16 protein-coding genes are annotated in these 18892 nt (G+C 37.3%); 7 read left to right on the top strand and 9 right to left on the bottom strand.

What is annotated here, in order from left to right; genetic code table 11:
• Nucleotides 1–31: 31 nt before the first annotated feature.
• The 6 genes from AAC026_RS08755 to AAC026_RS08730 all read right to left on the bottom strand — a co-directional run bounded on the left by AAC026_RS08755 (nt 32) and on the right by AAC026_RS08730 (nt 8322).
• Nucleotides 32–370, bottom strand: coding sequence for a hypothetical protein (locus AAC026_RS08755; protein WP_339697079.1), 339 nt, complete (start codon nt 368–370; stop codon nt 32–34).
• A gap of 176 nt (nt 371–546) precedes the next feature.
• The gene (locus tag AAC026_RS08750) at nt 547–1836 is read right to left on the bottom strand and encodes an OmpA family protein (protein ID WP_339697077.1); all 1290 of its coding nucleotides are present in this window, start codon (nt 1834–1836) and stop codon (nt 547–549) included.
• Between the two features lie 380 nt (nt 1837–2216).
• Nucleotides 2217–2648 carry a hypothetical protein gene (locus AAC026_RS08745; RefSeq protein ID WP_339697075.1) on the bottom strand — a complete coding sequence of 144 codons (432 nt, stop codon included), beginning with the start codon at nt 2646–2648 and terminating at the stop codon, nt 2217–2219.
• A 238-nt stretch (nt 2649–2886) separates the two neighbouring features.
• The gene (locus tag AAC026_RS08740) at nt 2887–4050 is read right to left on the bottom strand and encodes a cystathionine gamma-synthase (protein WP_339697073.1); all 1164 of its coding nucleotides are present in this window, start codon (nt 4048–4050) and stop codon (nt 2887–2889) included.
• Nucleotides 4034–5653: a mechanosensitive ion channel family protein gene (locus AAC026_RS08735; protein WP_339697071.1), complete on the bottom strand. Its 1620-nt coding sequence runs from the start codon at nt 5651–5653 to the stop codon at nt 4034–4036. Before AAC026_RS08735 ends, AAC026_RS08740 begins: the two co-directional genes overlap by 17 nt.
• A gap of 11 nt (nt 5654–5664) precedes the next feature.
• Entirely contained in the window at nt 5665–8322 is a 2658-nt protein-coding gene (locus AAC026_RS08730) for a hypothetical protein (RefSeq protein WP_339697069.1), read from the bottom strand.
• A gap of 301 nt (nt 8323–8623) precedes the next feature.
• Here AAC026_RS08730 and AAC026_RS08725 point away from each other — a divergent pair, with 301 nt between their 5' ends.
• The 4 genes from AAC026_RS08725 to AAC026_RS08710 all read left to right on the top strand — a co-directional run bounded on the left by AAC026_RS08725 (nt 8624) and on the right by AAC026_RS08710 (nt 12654).
• Nucleotides 8624–9181, top strand: a complete 558-nt coding sequence (locus tag AAC026_RS08725) for a hypothetical protein (protein WP_339697067.1) — start codon at nt 8624–8626, stop codon at nt 9179–9181.
• A 228-nt stretch (nt 9182–9409) separates the two neighbouring features.
• Nucleotides 9410–10855, top strand: a complete 1446-nt coding sequence (locus tag AAC026_RS08720; protein ID WP_339697065.1) for a Gfo/Idh/MocA family oxidoreductase — start codon at nt 9410–9412, stop codon at nt 10853–10855.
• A gap of 103 nt (nt 10856–10958) precedes the next feature.
• On the top strand, nt 10959–11660 hold the full coding sequence (locus AAC026_RS08715) for an HAD family hydrolase (RefSeq protein WP_339697063.1): 702 nt from the start codon (nt 10959–10961) through the stop codon (nt 11658–11660).
• 91 nt (nt 11661–11751) lie between these two features.
• Complete coding sequence (locus AAC026_RS08710) at nt 11752–12654, top strand: EamA family transporter (protein ID WP_339697061.1); 903 nt, start codon at nt 11752–11754, stop codon at nt 12652–12654.
• A 16-nt stretch (nt 12655–12670) separates the two neighbouring features.
• On the opposite strand, the gene AAC026_RS08705 is transcribed toward AAC026_RS08710, so the two are convergent.
• Both AAC026_RS08705 and AAC026_RS08700 read right to left on the bottom strand, forming a co-directional pair.
• Nucleotides 12671–13048 (bottom strand): RidA family protein, encoded by a 378-nt coding sequence (locus AAC026_RS08705; RefSeq protein WP_339697059.1) that lies wholly within the window; start codon nt 13046–13048, stop codon nt 12671–12673.
• A 15-nt stretch (nt 13049–13063) separates the two neighbouring features.
• Nucleotides 13064–13675: a trimeric intracellular cation channel family protein gene (locus tag AAC026_RS08700; protein WP_339606599.1), complete on the bottom strand. Its 612-nt coding sequence runs from the start codon at nt 13673–13675 to the stop codon at nt 13064–13066.
• 128 nt (nt 13676–13803) lie between these two features.
• On the opposite strand from AAC026_RS08700, the gene AAC026_RS08695 reads away from it, so the two are divergent.
• A complete protein-coding gene (locus AAC026_RS08695; RefSeq protein WP_339697057.1) occupies nt 13804–14385 on the top strand; it encodes a uracil-DNA glycosylase family protein in 582 nt (193 codons plus the stop codon).
• Nucleotides 14386–14511: 126 nt separating this feature from the next.
• The gene (locus AAC026_RS08690) at nt 14512–15456 is read left to right on the top strand and encodes a ketoacyl-ACP synthase III (protein WP_339697055.1); all 945 of its coding nucleotides are present in this window, start codon (nt 14512–14514) and stop codon (nt 15454–15456) included.
• A gap of 44 nt (nt 15457–15500) precedes the next feature.
• On the opposite strand, the gene AAC026_RS08685 is transcribed toward AAC026_RS08690, so the two are convergent.
• Entirely contained in the window at nt 15501–17030 is a 1530-nt protein-coding gene (locus tag AAC026_RS08685) for an oligopeptide:H+ symporter (protein WP_339697053.1), read from the bottom strand.
• 223 nt (nt 17031–17253) lie between these two features.
• Here AAC026_RS08685 and pckA point away from each other — a divergent pair, with 223 nt between their 5' ends.
• Nucleotides 17254–18867, top strand: a complete 1614-nt coding sequence (gene pckA / locus AAC026_RS08680; protein WP_339606603.1) for a phosphoenolpyruvate carboxykinase (ATP) — start codon at nt 17254–17256, stop codon at nt 18865–18867.
• Nucleotides 18868–18892 lie beyond the last annotated feature (25 nt).

Raw genomic sequence — 18892 nt, 5'->3', positions numbered from 1 at the left:
TTAAAACCACAAGAAAAAACAAAACCGAAGGTTACTCACTCAATTTATAGATTGCCAGATTGTTGAATTTTGAGAGGAAATCAGCCTTTCGATACAGTTTAAGAGTTTCATCACTAACAGGTTCTCCTTCGGTAAACTCTGCTATTAATGCATCATTATCATTAAAAATCTTGACTTGTTCTAACTGATTTGTTACCTCATCCGTCAAGCCATTCGTGCTAAATTGAATAATGTTCTCAGCCTCTATACTAGGGTTATTAGACTTAGTGTTTGTTCGATCACCGAAGTTATCAACTAAAACTGCTATTGAAGCCGTAAGCCCCACTATTGCTAAGGCCGACAGTACTTTATTATAGTTTCGTGCTTTCATGACATTAATTTTTAAGTTCAAAAATCAAATAGGGTAATTACCTCAGTCACACACTACTTGGGGCTATTGTGCTTACGTAAAAACTTGGTTCATTGTTTCTTAGTTAACAACAGAGCAAAGAAAAAGGCCAACTCATTTACATGAGTTGGCCTTTAAAACTTTAATACTTATAGTGACTAGTTGTTATTAATGATAAAGTCAATATCAACTCTTCTGTTCAAGGCTCTTTCTCCTGAAGTTGAATTACCTGTTCTAGGCGCTCTTTCTCCAAAACCTTCGGCCATTAACCTGTTAGAAGCAATTCCTTTTTCTATAAAGTAATTTCTAACTGTTTCAGCTCTCTTTTTAGACAATTGATAGTTGTAATCTTCAGACCCTGTACTATCAGCATGACCATTAATATCAATCTTCATATCAGGGTTATTTTGAAGTACTTTCAAAATATCATCTAGAGCATCATATGATCCTGCGGTTAAAGTTGCTTTATCAAGCTCGAAAAGAACATCTTCAGCAGCTTCAATTAATTGAACTTTAATGCTTTTTTCCGATTCTGGCATCATTGCTTCAATTGCTTGTTGTGTACATCCGTTTATTGTACCGTATGTGTTTGGACATGGATCTTGTGAGTCTACAACTCCATCATTATCTGAATCAGGGCATCCACCTAAAGCTGGGTCGCCTGCTACATCAGGACAAACATCATAAATGTCTGGTACTTTATCACCGTCACTGTCTGGACATCCGTTCATAGTTCCAGCTACATTAGGACAAGCATCATAAATGTTAGCAACACCATCATTATCATCATCTGCTAAAGGACAGCCTTGGTTAGATACTGGGCCTGGTGTTTCGGGACAAGCATCATCTCTATCAAAAACGCCATCAGCATCACTATCTTTATTCCCTTTCAAACTAAACTTTGCACCTACTGCAAACTGAATGTAGTTGTATGTATCATCAATGGTGTTATTATAAGTACCAGAGACTGTTAAGTCTGTTTTATTATTTACCTTAACGTCAAAACCTGCACCAAATGGCATCATAGCATGTACTCCGCCATCAAACTCATCGAAGAAAAATTTCTGTCTTTGCGTATTCGATATTCCAAATCCAGTATTTAAGAAGGGTTTAAAGCGCGAATCCTCTTTCAAAATATATCCGTTGTTAAACTTATAAATAAGGTTAGCTGTCAAGTCAGTAACTACGGCACTATACACCATCTCATGTCTCATTTTAGCTCTAGAAAGATTTAGAGATGTATTAAAACTCGGATTAATGTACAATTCACCTCCAACGCGGAAGCCTACGTCTTCGAGTTCGCTAAAATTAAAAAGTCCATCATAGTAAATAAGCTGCATTTTGTTATGAACAACTCCTAAGGAGACTCTAAGTGGGTCTTCTTTTGTTTGACCTATGACCAATGTTGTAAAAGAAAAGAAGAGAGCGAGTAATATTATCTTTTTCATAATGTTCGTTTTTTGGTTATACCTCCTTATTGGCTAAAACCTTGCCCTTACCTATTTTCAACAAAACAAATACTATAAACATATTTAATATATGAATAATTAAAATTAAAGAGAAAATCGTGTGCATTTATTTCTACACTACTGTGTAGTAAGATTCATCTGTAAATGCGTAAAGTCTGAATTACCTGCTCTATCACTTGACTTTTTATGAGCAAGTAAGTTCAAAGAAAAAAATTCAACTATTGATAACCGAATGAGCTTGAAAAAATGTACTCCACCTCCATGTATCGTGTGAAATTAAGTTTCTTAGGTAAATAGAAAAGCCGTCTCAGCAAAACTGAGACGGCTATCTTAATAGGTTCGAACAAAAACTTGTTACCTTATTCCGAAATTCTATAAATAGATGTATTGCCGTAGCTTGAAAGAAATTCTGAGCGATTGACAAGAACTTGCAATTTTTTATCTTCTATTACCTCATTACTTTTTAGCGATACCTCACCTAATAATTTATTATCGGCACCAAATACTTTAATATTCTTTACGGTTTCAGATTCCACATCAAAAGCCTCATCAACATTAAAAGTGTACAAATCTTTTTGGATCTCAGCCACCGCCTCAGCCAAAAGCTCCATTTCTACTCTTGCGTCAATATCAGTAATATCTTCATGAGAAGGAACTCCAAATGAATTTGAAGCTGCGAAAAGCGTAATCATTGCTGCTAAACTAAATGCCACTAAGGCCGACAGCGTTTTTTGTTTTTTCAATGTTTGTTTCATGACCTGTTTTTGTTGTTTTTCTGTTTTTTTATTCACTTTTCTACTCTTTTCTGATTAGGTGTCAGTTCGTAAGAAACTTCTGTTTGTTTGTTTAATTTTTCTTACTCTCCTTATGACGGCAAAGTTCAACAAAAGTTTATGATTAGTAGAAAAAAAAGTATAAAATTTTATTTACCCATATATTAACAAGTGTTAACAGAATAATATTTCGAAATAGCTCACCACAACAAAAAAGCCCACGTGAGGTGAGCTTCCAATTAGATATAATATTTGGCTATCCTAAGGCTTGATCTAAATCTTCTATCAAATCTTCTATGTCTTCAATTCCAACACTTAATCGAATTAAGGAATCCAACAGCCCAACTTTCATTCTTTCTTCTCTTGGAACAGCCCCGTGGGTCATGGTTGCAGGATGATTTGCTAAGGACTCCACCCCTCCTAAGGATTCTGCCAAAACAAAGAATTTCAATTTCTCCATTACTCTAAAAGCCTGTTGCTGATCATCTTCTTTAAACACGAAAGAAATCATTCCCCCAAAACCACGCATTTGATTTTTTGCTACTTCATAATTTGGGTGACTTTCAAAGCCAGGCCAATATACCTTACCAACTTTTGGGTGATTAGCTAAATACCTGGCTACCCTCTCTCCATTTTCGCAATGTCTTTGCATACGCAAATGCAAAGTTTTAATCCCTCTTAAAACCAAAAAGGAGTCCTGCGGACCACAGACCGCACCACACGACTTTTGGATAAAAGCTAAATCTGCAGCCAGCTTATCGTCATTCATTGCTAGTGCTCCCATAACTACATCAGAATGTCCTGATAAATATTTAGTTACCGAATGCATAACAAGATCAGCACCTAGATCTAATGGATTTTGGAGGTATGGCGTAGCAAAAGTGTTATCTACACCTAACATTACCTTATGTTTTTTAGCAATGGCAGCAGCAGTTTTAATGTCAATGATGTTCATCATTGGATTGGTAGGTGTTTCTACCCAAATTAATCTGGTATTGGGAGTAATGTGTTTTTCAATGTTTGTTACGTTCTCCATCGAAATGAAGTTGAACTTAATACCATATTTAGCAAACACTTTTGTGAAAATCCTATAGGTGCCACCGTAAAGATCGTCTCCTGCAATTACTTCATCTCCTGGGCTTAATAGTTTAATTACAGCATCTACTGCTGCCAAACCGGAGCCAAAGCACAAACCATGTTTCGCATTTTCAAGGGCTGCAATACTCTCTTGCAAAGCAGAACGGGTTGGGTTATGTGTTCTAGAGTATTCAAAACCTTTATGATCGCCTGGTGACCGCTGCGCATAGGTTGAGGTTTGATAAATAGGCGTCATGATTGCTCCAGTAGTAGGGTCTGGTGTTACGCCAGCATGTACCGCCTTGGTACCAAATTTTACATTGGTTTTATTTTTTGTTGCCATTTTCGTTTTTCGCCAAGAAGTCTTCCATTTCTTTATGCATTTCTTCTTTAGTTTGAGTATAGCTTGGTGTTAAAGACAGTTTGCCGGGAAATTGTTCTACCATTAAAGTTTGTGTTGGGAAGGCAAACCTTACACCGAGTTTCTCTGCCAAACGATTTACGCTCAGCATAATTTCTTGACGACACCTGAGCTCTTCATTCCATGTAGGTGCTTTGAAGAAAATATAGAGCATCACATCAAGTGAAGAAGCTCCATAATCATTTAAAAAAATATTATAAGAGTCTTTTCGTGTGTCAGGATGGTTCAAAACGATTTTCTCTACTCCTTTTACAAACACTTCGATCAAATCAGTTGGTGTATCGTAGGTAATTGCAAGCTTAGTAAAGTATCTTCTATATTGTCGCTTACCATGATTATCCACTGTTCTGTTTGAAATCACGCTATTTGGCACATACATTAATGAATCTCTGAATGTTCTGATTCGGGTAGAACGAAAACCTACTTCCTCTACCGTTCCATCCACATCGTCAGAAGTAATCCAGTCTCCAATTTGAAAGGGCCGGTCCACGAAGATCATTACGGAACCAAAGAAGTTTTTGAGGGTATCTTGTGCGGCTAATGCTACCGCCAAACCGCCTATTGATAAACCTGTAATTAAAGGCCATATATCAAACTTAAGCCCATCCAAAATGGCCATAATACCAACCAAAATAACGAATGTCTTTAGGATTTTTCGTACTAATGGCACCAACTGATCATCTAGCGTATTCTGGGTTCTTTCAGCCACTTTTTTCATGTAAGCTCCCAAAACATCTACCATTTTATAGAAGAACATGGTAGCAAACAGCGGAAGCAATGCTCCCACTCCTAAAATCAGGTATTTAGAGATCGCAATTGGTAATTGAAGCGTTGGGATAAGCAGACTTACAAATGCAAAGACTATGACTAAGCTAAATGGTCTGGCTACTGGCAATATGAGGTTGTTAGCCAAATCAACCTTTCCGTACTTATGTAGTAGTCTAAAAATAACAACCCGCAAAAGAAGCGTAAGCACCAAATGGAGTATATAAGCAACTGTTATTATAATAAGCCCACCTATTAGTTGCCACATGTGAAGCCCAATATACTTTTTTGAGCCTAATTTGGGCAATAGGTTCAAAAGTCGATCGGTACCAAAAGGATAAACAGATTTGTGAATCAGGTCTATACTTTGAACGGTTTTACCTGAATAAAACCATCCATCAGCTTCTTTCTGAACATAGATTTCGGGGAATTCACTAAAGAGCACGTAGCGCTTTTTAAGCGAAACACTGTCATAGTAATCTGGGCTTTTTGGTACTTCATCCAGATAAACATAATTTCCAGACCCATCAAAAATCTGTTTTAGTTCAATCGCAACTTTTTCAATTTCTTCTTGAGATAAATCTCCTTGGCGTAAGGACTTCGCAGCTTGCGCAGGGTTATAATTATCTTCTTGTAAGTAATTAAGGTGGTTGATTATAACCTCATATGGCGAATTGAATCGCTCAGGCAAACTATCATTTTGCGCAATAGAAATATTGGCAGAGAGTATGAATAAAGAAAACGAAAAAAGTAATTTCATTGTATTTTAACCTATTTGGCAAATTTATAAATAGCCATTTGATTATCGAAATTTACAAAGAGCTCATATTCTCTTTTGTTTTGATAATAAAGAATGCCAACTGGATTTGTAGAAAAACTTGTCTTCGAGAATTTCTCTTTCCCTTGATCATCTAGAATAACTAAATCTCCTGAAGTCAAATTCTGAGCAACATATAACTCACTATCGTTTCTAAAGTTATAGTATTCTAAATTCCACTCTCCTTGCCCTGAAAAGTTGTAATCAAATTTACGTTGGCCCTTTTCATCAAAAACAGTAAACTGATTATTGTCTCTTCTCACCGTTAAAAGACCAGTATTCAGCTTATCGCGTACAGCTATAAATCGGCTAGTAACCGATGGTTTCACCAATTGATTTCGTGTTTTTACATTTCCATTAAAATCAATAGAAAGCTGTTCTCCATCTTCACCTAATACTTTAATATATGATTCATTGAAAGAAGGCCCTTGCTGAATAAAATAATCTCCTGAAATTCGCTTTTTAGTATCATACGGAAATCCAGAATATTCTTCTCCTTTTCTATTTAAAAGGTGTACCACACCACTTGCCTCTACAATCACAAAGCAGTCTCGACCTCTGATTCTAACATGTTCTGGCGCAGCCCTTAAAGCAGAGCCTATGGCCTTTGGTGCCCAGCCCTCAAGCAACTCACCTTCTTTACCCAATAAATAAACATTACCTCGTCTGTCTGTTGTAGCATATCTATAGTTTTTACTATTATCATAATCTACCACTGTATATTGAGTTATTGGTAATTCTGTTTTAAATGAAGTTGGAAACCCTTCTACATCATCGCCATTTCTATCAATTAGATGAACCGCAGAATCGGTAAACATTAGGTACTGAAGTTTTCTATTTGAGTAAAAATCGATCTGTTCAATTCCACCATTAATACTGCCATCTAGTTGTTTCTTCCACAAGATATTGCCTGTTCTATCTACCAAGTAAAGTTGGTAGAGTTCATCTTGAAAAATAATCTCTTGCGCATTACTATCATGATTTTTAACTACGAATGGTTTGGTTGTCAACTTCCCATTTCCAAAAGCATTGGTTACTAACTCCAAACCTATTTCTGTTGTGTTTTGAGCCGTTGTAGTTCTCGATATCTGATTTTGAACTGATTCATTAAAGGTTAGCTCTGCACTAACAATCAGTCTATTTGAAGCTTCATTGACTTGAAAATTAAAATTATTGAATGAAGAAAAAAGTTGGATATGTTCTTTAAAAAACGCTTTCCATTTTGGGTTGAAGGAATTGATCAAAGGGTCTAAATAGAACTCAAAGTTATTGAGCTGAGTAATGTTCGCTTCCCGAACAAGATTATCTAAATACCTCCTCTTTTCAGGTATCCTCCCCCAAGTGTTCTCCGCATCGTAATCTACCAAAACCGTTTTTAGCGCATCAATATTATCGCTTATAAGCATCACATTATTAAAGAAAGCATAATAGGGCTTTCCCGATTTCTTATACCTATCACCATATGCCTTAGCCAAAAATTCCGCTTCATTTACAAACCTGATTTCATTGTTTATAAAGCGTTCTGTAAAGAGAGTATCTCCCTCTGCCCTACTAGCTTTTGAAATATCCTCGAGCATTTGCGAAATTTTGGTGACATCAGAGACCTCAGATAAAATGACCTTCGACATTGCATTAGTACCAAAGTCAATGTTAACCTCACATATCTCTGAATTTTGAAGCGATTGAAATAAAGGAATATCAAACCCTTTCAATTCTCTATTTTCGACCCCTTCAATACCAAACCAACGAACAAGGCTTACTGAGCTCGGAATAAAATTTTCTACATTAATTACCGCATTTGAAGGCAAACTCTGTTCTATTACTTGATTTGAAACACTAATGCCATTAAAGGCCAAACCAGCATTTGACGGCTCAATCTTAATATTAAGGAGTCCCGAAATTTGAGTTTTAGAAAGCTCGTTATTACCAGTAAACACATTCCTCAGTCTGCCAACTCTATCAGTATTCAATAGCAAATTCAATCCTTTAAGATTGTCGTCAATTTTCATTTCTGACTTGATCAGTCGGTTTTCTTCACCCTCTTCAGCGCGAATGACATCTTCTAGTAAAACCGAATTTGTAGAAATAACGAGGTAATTCCCCAAGCTAATAAAACCCCACTTCGACTCTTGAACATCGGCTTCGTAAATAAGATTTTCATTAAAAACCCTACTTTGGAAAAGCAGTTCTTTATTGAACCATAAGCTAGCTAACTTCTTAATGTTTGTGGGCAGCCACTCAAAGCCTTGAGAACCAATAAAAAAAAGAGGCTCAATACTGTTGTTTGAGGTTAAATGAAAGGAAACATAAACTGGGTTTTGGTTGATTTTCGATTGTAATACCCCAGCTTTTACCAATGAGTCTATCTTAGTATTTGCTTTTGTAAGTCCGTTAACGAAGGGCAGCGAAGAGGCCTCATCCCACCATGGGAAATCAGAATATTCCTTAATAGTTTCAGATACATTATTAATAGTTATTAATCCAAGACTATTGGCTGGAATCAGTTTTTGTATCTCTGCATCATCATTCTTCTTAAAAAAGAAGTAATAACCAAGCCCAGCGGCCAGCACTAAAAGGAATAAAGTAACAACAAGTAAGGTTTTTGTTTTCAAGAAGAGTAATGTTTGAATTTGAGAAATCAGGCGAAAATACACATTTCCAAGGTCACTCAAACTGCCATTGAGACAGAATAAGAAAACTAAGGTTATCTGCTCTATAATCCTAACTCAATTCCAACCCTTTCATTTTAAATCATGTCTAGCTTTTGTAAGACTCCTTAATGGGCAGAATGTTGAAATACGCTTTATTGAAAAAAATATTAAAAATTTCACAAAAGAGCTATTAAAAATTTGGCTTGATTTTTATAGTAAAGTATCTTTGAAATTGTTTTGAAACAGACTAACTAAAAACTACATGAAAATAACCGCTTTACTTTTTACTTTTCTAATGTCATTTATTCCTTTTGACACTAAGAAAACTGCTGATTCCGTGCGAATTAACGATATTCAGTACAAGGATGGCGTCTATTACTTTAATGACAAAATATTCAATGGAGACATTGTTGATTACTACGAAAACGAAAAATTAAAATTCCGTTATGGTGTGCTCGATGGTAGATTGAATGGTATTGCTAAAGAGTATTTTCCTGAAGGAGAGATTAAAAGCGAACGAACATACTATATGAGTAAGCTCTATGGCAGCTTTACTGAGTACTTTCCTAATGGAGAAGTTAGAGCAAAGTTTGATGTAAAGCTTAATGCATATGGTCAAGGCGAGATCGTAGAAAAAATCACCGTTGGTGAATTAAAGAAGGGTAAATACAAATCAAAAAACTTTGACAAAGGCATTATCTATTTTATTAATAGTTCTGGCAACGTGTTTGAGACGAGTGAAAATATTTCAATCTTAAACCAAACCAAATATAAAATAGTGGATGAGGATAAAAAGCACACTTTAGTAGAAGTACTATAAAAATCAATCTTCATAAATAGAATCAAACAAAAGAGGCAGCTATAAAGGCTGTCTCTTTTAGTGTAAGGTTATCCCTAGACTTACCCAGCCCTTCCTATTTTATTAAGCCATTATACCTAACTAGTATCGAGTCTATTCGAACATTGTTCCGCTATGATATAGTCAATTTGAAATCGATTTCATAAATTCAAGGGTATCAAATCTATTTTTTAGAAACAACTCTTAACTATGTCAACCAACGAAGAGAATAAAACCAACTCAACTACCCGTAGAAACTTTATAAAAACACTGGGCTTTGCAGGAGCTGCATTTACAATTGTTCCCCGACACGTGCTGGGCAAAGGCTTTGTAGCCCCTTCCGACACGCTATACGTTGCTGGAATTGGAGCTGGAGGAAAAGGAACCAGTGATTTAGCTTCATTCGCCAAGAGTCCGAATGTGAAAATAGCTTACCTCTGCGATGTAGATGAGAGAAGTCCTAAGGAGTCTGTAAAGAATTTCCCTGACGCACCAATGTACAAAGACTACCGCAAGATGCTTGAAGAAAACAAAAACAGCATCGATGCTGTATCTGTATCTACCCCAGACCATATGCATGCAGTACAGGCTATGGCGGCTATGGAATTAGGGAAACATGTGTATGTTCAAAAACCCCTTACCCATGATATCGCAGAAGCTAGACAGTTGACGGAAGCAGCTAAAAAGTATAAGGTAGTTACTCAAATGGGAAACCAAGGAGCTTCGGGAGATGGTGTTCGGAAAATGAAAGAGTATTATGATGCTGGATTAATTGGTGAAGTTCATACTGTACAGTGCTGGACAAACCGAGCTATTTGGCCTATGGCACTAGAAACCCCTACCAGAAAAGATAATATTCCGAAAGAATTAGATTGGGATTTATGGCTAGGTACTGCGGCAAAACGTGATTACAATGATGCATACTTGCCTTTTAACTGGAGAGGCTGGTCAGATTTTGGAACTGGTGCATTAGGAGATATGGCTTGCCATATTATGGATCCTGTGTATAGAATTCTACCCATCCTATATCCAGACCAGGTAGAGTGCAGTGCCGTTGACGCTTTCAGGGCCAATTTTGAAACAATCGATTTTCCAAAGAGCTTCCCCACAGCGAGTAAAATTCACTTAAACTACCCAAGAACAGATGGTAATGGGAATATTAAAGTTACTTGGATGGATGGAGGCATAATGCCTGAAAGACCAGAAGAACTGGGTGATGATGAAGCATTTGGGAATTGGGATGGTGGAGTACTTTTTATTGGTACCAAAGGAAAGCTTTTAGCAGACTGTTATGGAGCTAATCCAAGATTACTTCCTTTATCATTGAATGAGCAGGTATCGGTAAAAGAAACTATCGCTAGAGTTCCAGAAGGACACTATTTACAGTGGGTAAACGCCTGTATAGCTGGATACGGAAAGGCTGAAACAAGTTCTTCTTTTGACTATGCTGGTCCATTCACAGAAAGTATTCTCATAGGAAACCTTGCCTTGAAAGCTTATTTTGAAGTAGATCCAAACGCAAAAAATCAAGGGTTCTGGGGTGGCACAAAATACCATGGTAGAAAGAGATTGCATTGGGATGCTAAAAACATGAAGGTAACCAACTTTGATGAAGCCAATCAATATGTAAAACGAGAGTATAGAACTGGTTGGTAAAACCTATCATTAATCTTATGGAATGTCTCCATTGATTTGCTTTTAGCATTCTATGGAGACATTTTTCATTTCAGGCTGTATATTGACGCGAGAACAAATTCGAATGAAAAAAATAACTACCATTGCTTTTGATGCTGATGACACACTATGGGTAAACGAACCCATTTTTACCAAAACCAGACTTCAGTATGAAAGTATTCTTTCTTCTTACTTTAAAATAGATGACACTTTAGAGCATAAACTCTATGAGGTAGAACTGAAAAACCTAAAGCTTTTTGGCTATGGAATTAAGGGCTTTATGCTTTCTATGATCGAATCAGCCATAGAGCTAACGCAACAAAAAATATCAGGAAAAGACATTCAAAGAATTATCAACTTAGGGAAAGATATGCTCACCCACCCTGTCGAAATTCTTCCTGGAATTGAAGAAACAGTTGAAAAGTTAAAAACAGAGTACCAGTTAATTATTATTACGAAAGGAGACCTTTGGGATCAAGAAACAAAAATTGCTCGCTCAGGTCTTGCAGAACATTTTGAGCATATCGAGATTGTGAGTGAGAAAAACACTTCAACCTATACAGGGATTTTAAATCGATACCAGATTAAACCTTCGAATTTCCTCATGATTGGCAACTCTTTAAAATCAGATATTCTTCCCGTTTGTGAAATTGGTGGGCAGGCCATTCATATTCCCTTTCATGATACTTGGGTACACGAAAAAATGGATAAACACACTATTGGAGAGTATACGTTTCAAGAATTTCAAAGCATTATGGAATTGGAAGATTATCTGAGTTCCTACTGAGTAAAAAATAACAGTACTCCACTTAAAAAATATTGCCCCATCCAGCAGCCAATGATTGAACTCTCTGGGTAATTTCGCGCTTTGTGATTTTATGAAAGAATCGAACAACCTTTTCCTTTTTGCAATTCCTGCTCTGATATGGGGCTCTACTTGGTATGTTATTACTTTTCAATTGGGAAGTGTAGACCCTATTATGTCGGTAACATATAGATTTGCCTTAGCTGGTTTGTTGTTTTTAGCCTATTGTAAAATTAGATCCAAAAACCTCAGCTTCTCTTGGCAAATTCATTTGAGAATTGCCTTGCAAGGCATTTTGCTTCATGGTTTCAATTATTGGTTAGTTTATCAATCCGAACAATACCTTACAAGCGGACTGGTGGCTGTTGGGTTTTCATTAATCATCTTTTTCAATATGGTTTTTGGTGCCATATTTTTGAAACAACCTATTGTACCAAAAGTATTCATCGGTGCATTGTTTGGCGTATTCGGTACTATGGTGATTTTTAAACGCGAACTAATGGCGTTTACTGTAGCAGACGAATCGTTTACTGGGTTAATCCTCTGCATTGCCTCTGTAATGATTGCCAGCCTAGGCAATGTAACTTCGGGTTATAACTCAAAATTGAAAATTCCTGTCATGCAATCTACGGCCTTCGCTATGTTATATGGCGCTATTGCCATGTTCATTGTAGCAGTGGTACTCGACAGACCTTTTACTATTGATTGGTCAGCACCTTATGTATTCTCTCTTATCTATCTGGTTATTTTTGGGTCGATTATCGCTTTCAATATGTACCTAACGCTCATCAGTAAAATTGGAGCAGGGAAAGCAGCCTATACTATTGTTGTAGTTCCTGTTGTGGCAGTGATCATTTCTACAATTTTTGAGGGTTTTGTGATTACAGAGTATACCATCATTGGAATGTTAATGCTAATTGTAGGTAACGTTTTCGCACTATATAAAAAGAAACAACCAAAAGCAGTAGCCGCTTAATTAAAGGGTAGCCCCGTTATTTAAATTCTGCTATACATTCAATTTCTACAAGGGCATTTAAGGGAAGTCCCGCTACGGCTACTGTAGTTCTAGCGGGAGTATGTCCTTCAAAAAATTCACCATACACACCGTTCATTGTTTCGAAGTGCTGCATATCGCTAAGGTAAACATTACATTTTACCACATTGCTTACACTAAGTCCTTCAGAAGTCAAAACAGCTTTAAGGTTTTCCAACACCTGTTTTGTTTGTCCTTCAACTGTTGTTGATTCTATTTTATTAGTCAAAGGGTCAATTCCAGTTTGACCTGAGCAAAAAAGTAAGTTACCAGTACGAATAGCAGAGCAGTATGGGCCTAATGCTTTTGGGGCGTTTGCAGAATTAACAATTTTCATGACAAGGCTTACTATTTATTTAATTGTAGGGAATGACCATTTATATTTCACAGATACAATTCTTAGAGCAATTATATACACTACAGTAAGAATAATTCTGACATCAACATTAACATTGAAATAGCCCAGAATTAGAAACAGAATACCTCCTGTTAAACAGGCAGTAGCATAAATTTCTTGTCTAAAAATTAGTGGTACTTCATTCGCTAAAGTATCACGCAGAACCCCTCCAAACACAGCCGAAACGGTACCCATCATTACTGCAATTACAGGGGTTAGACCAAAAGAAAGTGTCTTTTCAATTCCCAAAATAGTAAACAAACCAATCCCTATGGAATCAAACAGAAACATGGTTTTGCGCAGTTTTTCTAAGTATCGTTTAAACAAATAACCGAGCCCAATTCCGCAACCAATCATTAATAAATAATTCTGATCTACCATCCACCCTACTGGCTGACTACCAATGAGTAAATCACGCAAAGTCCCACCACCAACGGCAGTGATAAACGCAATTACGGAAGCACCAAACGGATCCATTTGTTTTTTAGATGCGGCCAACCAACCACTAATAGCAAACACAAGTGTTCCGCCTAAATCAATAACATATACCAATTCTTGGGTGCTCATTCAAATAAACTTTGCGCGAAGATAAGTGAATGCCCTTAATTCAGCTTCATTATACATTTGTCATTTCACCTACAGTCTATCGCCTTATTCTAACTCTCTTTGAGGTTTTTCTTTTAAATTGAAGCTCAATGGCAAGTTTTGAAAACTTACTGCACGAAATTAAAGACTGTAAAGTATGCTCCGAGCATTTAGTCCTTGGACCAAGGCCCGTTGTGTCAGTTAGTCCCAACTCAAAAATACTAGTAATTGGGCAAGCTCCTGGCACTAAAGTTCATACATCGGGTATTCCGTGGGACGATGCTTCAGGTAAAAACCTTAGAAAATGGCTAGGCGTAACCAATGAACAGTTTTACGACACCAACCTATTTGGGATTGTACCCATGGGTTTTTGTTATCCGGGCAAAGGAAAGTCTGGTGATTTACCTCCACGACCAGAATGTGCCCCATTATGGCATAACCAAATCCTCGGTCGGCTTAAGGAGGTAAAATTAACACTTTTAATAGGTCAGTATGCTCAAGCATATTATCTGGAAAAAGGCAGAGAAAAAACCCTTACCGAAACTGTAGAAAACTTTAAAGCCTATTTGCCAAAATTTCTACCATTAGTTCATCCTTCACCTCGAAATGGAATATGGATGAGGAAAAATCCATGGTTTGAAGCAGAGGTTGTACCTTATTTACAAAATAGGGTTCAAGAGATTTTAAGCTGAAAACTGATGGAAAACGCAAGCAATTGAATTCGTCTAATTGCAGTTGTTTATAAGAGATTCCCAAAATATGTACTAGTTTCGAGGCTCAAATTCAAATATTAAAGCAACAGCCCGTAACAGGATTTCATGTATATTAATTTAGCTTCACATTATATTCCTTCGAATATAGTCCCCAATAGTTACTTCCTCGATAAAAATGGAATGGATGATGAAACCATCATTCGTAAATCAGGAATAAAAAATCGTAGAAAAGCCTCTTCAAACGAAAATGTAAACACTATGGCCATTTCCGCCATAGAAGAAGGTATTTCTAAACTACCTTATAATATATCGGAAGTCGATCTTATTATTGGTGCTACCTACTCTCCTTACGATACCGTGGGTACTCTTGCTCATGTAGTTCAACAGAAATATGGCATCAATAAGGCCATCGTATTCTCTGTCTCTTCAGCATGTAGTTCTTTCATCAACGCCATTGAAATTGTCGAGGGCTATTTTGCCATGGGCAAAGCAAAAAAGGCATTGGTTGTAACTTCTGAGCATAACTGGGCTTATTTAAATGAATCAGATCCTATTTCTGCACACCTTTGGGGCGATGGTGCTTCTGCCGTATTCTTATCAAATGAAAGAGTTACAGAAAAAGATCATGAAGTTCTTGGGGTGAATACCGAAGGCCATGCCACTATTGGTAGGGGGCCAAACGGTGTATGCTTAAAACCTTTTGATGGCGGTATTTCTATGCCCGATGGCAGAGATGTTTTTTACAATGCCATTAAATACATGTCGGAAAAAACAGAGGCCATACTTAAAAAAGGTGGCTGTTCTTTAAGCCAACTTAACTACCTCATTCCACATCAAGCCAATATGAGGATTATTAATAAAGTGGCTGAAACCCTGAGCTTTCCCATTGAAAAGGTGGTCATCAATATGATTGAATTTGGCAATACAGGTTCTGCTAGTTCTTCTATTGGCTACTCTCAGATTTTTCATTCAATGCAAAAGAATGAGTTGGCTGTAGTTACTGTATTTGGCGGTGGCTACTCTAGTGGTGCCATGTTAATTAGGGCATAAAAAAAGCCGCTCTCCGAGCGGCTTTCAATTTCATACCAAGATTTTCAGTGAACGTCTTGCATCCATCTTTTCATTATTGGGCCTAATATAAATACTATAATAGCGGCTCCAATTGCGTACTTAGCAATCAGTTCAAAACCTCCAATGTAAGTATCGAGCGACTCAAAACCTCTCACATCTTTATCAGTACTTTCTACCGCCAATTGCTTACCTATAAAGCCTACAATTTGAAAGGCATAAGCAGAAGACAAGAACCAAACCCCCATCATAAAAGCTACAATTCGTTGAGGTGATAGATCAGTGATTTTTGAAAGTCCAACAGGCGACATAAACAGCTCCCCTACAGAAATCAAGAAGTACATTACCATTAGATAGAAAAACGGCACCATTCCTTCGGAATCTGCTGCACTCCCACTTAAAGAAAGTACAAAGAAACTAATGGCGGCTAAAGATAGACCCAAAGCAAATTTATATGGAGTTCTTGGGTTCAGCTTCTTTTTAGCTAAAAAGCCCCATAGCAATGAGATTGGAATCGAAAGAATAATAATCCACATCGAGTTTAACGCATTCGTTTGCGCAGCATCAATCAACCATAGGTTCACGTTTCTACTTGCAAAAAGCGTGATTACAGATCCTGAAAGCTCATGGAAGCCCCAAAAAATACTCATGAAAACGGTAATCATTAATGCTACCGCTAATTTCTTCCTTTCAGAGGCAGTAGCCTGATACATAATTACCGCCATGTATATAAGAATAGCGAAGCCTAACAATTTAAAAATCAATGTCACCACATTCTGGTCACCTAAAAAGGTATCTCCACCACCAATTGCTCCGTAAGAAGACAACATCATTGCAATTACTGGGGCAGCCAAAAAGGCTAAAATTGGTACAAATACTTTCTTTTTAATACCTAAAACTCTTGTCTCAAGCTTTTCGATACTAGGTGGCATTCCTTTATCTAAGAATACACCTTCTTTAATTCCTCTCCAAAAAACAATAAGGCCAGCAAGCATACCAATTCCTGCTAAACCAAAGCCATAGTGCCAACCGTATTCGCGACCTAACCAACCACACAAAAGTGGTGCGGCAAAACCACCAATATTAATACCCATATAGAAAATGGTAAACCCAGAATCTTTTCGAGTATCGCCATCTTTATAGAGTGAACCTACAAAAGTTGAAATGTTTGGTTTAAAGAAACCATTACCTACCACAATCAAGGCAAGTGCTAAATAAAAAGTGTATTCGTTTTCTACCGCAAGAACAAAATGCCCAAGTGACATTAAAATACCACCAAGCATAATTGACCTTCTGAAGCCTAAAAGAGTATCTGAAACTCTTCCTCCTACAACAGTAGAAGCATACACCAAAGATCCGTAGGAAGCATAAACTGCAGCTGCAGCTAAATCTCGTGAGACAAGGGCCTCAAAAATTTCGTTGACCATGTAGAGGGTCAACAATGCCCTCATGCCATAAAAGCTAAACCTTTCCCAAAGTTCAGCGAAAAAAAGATAGAACAGACCTTTGGGGTGACCCATCATCTGCGGACCTTCAATAGTTCCTTTATCTAGCATAGATTCTGATTTTTGTTTAGTTCAATACCGATAAAACTACTACCGTAAAAGGGTATTTACAAATGTGTTTATGTTAAAGACCATCGAACAGAGTTTTTCAACCATTCGTAAGAGTGTTTTTATTATTAACGTCTTGAATTCTAATCAAAAGTTTTTTTCCCTATTTTTGTGCCCCTAAATAGATTGCAATCGTTTGCAAAACAGAGTATTAAAAACTAAGAAAATGCAAGAAAACGGGCTTAAATCCAACGAAGCGAGTGTGAAAGAATTGGGCATCAAAGATGCCATAGTACATTGGAACCTATCGGCAGATGAACTGGCGAAAATTTCTGTCGAAAAAGGAATGGCGCAAGAAACAAGCACTGGTGCCATCAACGTGAACACAGGTGAATTCACTGGTCGTTCGCCAAAAGACAGGTTTATCGTTAAAGATGAAATCACCGAAGATTCTGTTTGGTGGGGCAATATTAACATCCCCTTTGAGCCAGCTAAATTCGATGCGCTTTATGATAGAGTAACGGATTATCTTTCTGGTAAAGAAATTTATGCGCGCGATTCATACGTTTGTGCAGATCCAAAATACAGAACCAATGTAAGAGTAGTAACCGAATACCCTTCGTCTAACCTATTCTGCTTTAATATGTTTTTACGTCCTACTTTGGAAGAGTTTAAAGACTTTACTCCTGAATGGACAGTAATGTGTGCTCCTGGTTTCAAGGCTGTTCCAGAAAGAGATGGAACAAGACAACACAACTTTGCAATACTCAACTTTAAAAGAAAAATCGCTTTAGTAGGTGGAACTGGTTATACTGGTGAAATGAAAAAAGGCATTTTCTCTGCATTGAACTTTATCCTCCCTCATCAAAAAGATACTTTAGCAATGCACTGCTCTGCTAACGTAGGTGAAGATGGTGATACTGCAATTTTCTTCGGTCTTTCAGGAACAGGTAAAACCACCCTTTCTGCCGACCCTAACAGAAAGTTGATTGGTGACGATGAGCACGGATGGACAAGCGAAAACACTGTATTCAACTTTGAAGGAGGTTGTTACGCCAAAGTGATTGACCTTACCGAAGAAAAAGAGCCAGACATTTGGAAAGCTATTAAACCAGGTGCCCTTTTAGAAAATGTTACCTTTAAAGAAGGTACTAACGAGCCTGATTATACTAGTGGTAAAATCACAGAGAACACAAGGGTTTCTTACCCAATTTATCATATTGATAACATTCAAGAGCCATCTGTTGGAGCCAATCCTAAAAACATCTTCTTCCTTACTTGTGATGCTTCAGGTGTATTGCCTCCAATCTCTAAATTGACTCCTGGCCAAGCCATGTTCCACTTTATTTCTGGTTATACTGCAAAAGTAGCGGGTACAGAAGCGGGAATTACAGAGCCAGTTTCAGCTTTCTCTGCTTGTTTCGGAGCTCCTTTCATGCCTTTACACCCAACTAAATATGCTGAAATGTTAGGACAAAAAATGTCTGATGCTGGCGTAAATGTTTGGTTAGTGAACACTGGTTGGTCTGGTGGTGCTTATGGTACTGGTAGCCGAATGAAGTTGAAATACACAAGAGCTATGATTACTGCTGCGCTTGAAGGAAAGCTTGAGAATGTAGGATATACAACTCATAATGTATTCGGTTTGGCAATGCCAAATGAGTGCCCTAATGTACCTACAGAAATATTGAGCCCTAAAAACACTTGGGCAGATAAGGCGGCTTACGATGCGGAAGCAAACAAATTAGCCATTAAATTCAACGAGAATTTTGAGAAATTCAAAGAGAATGCGAGCGAGGAAATCCTAGCTGGTGCTCCTAAAGTGAATGCCAACGCATAAAGAATAAAATACTACTTACTAACAG

The sequence above is a fragment of the uncultured Roseivirga sp. genome, from assembly GCF_963973945.1.
In the GTDB taxonomy this organism is placed as follows: domain Bacteria; phylum Bacteroidota; class Bacteroidia; order Cytophagales; family Cyclobacteriaceae; genus Roseivirga.
The sequence above is the reverse complement of the archived record's forward strand: the minus strand, read 5'-3'. Positions and strand labels throughout refer to the sequence as shown.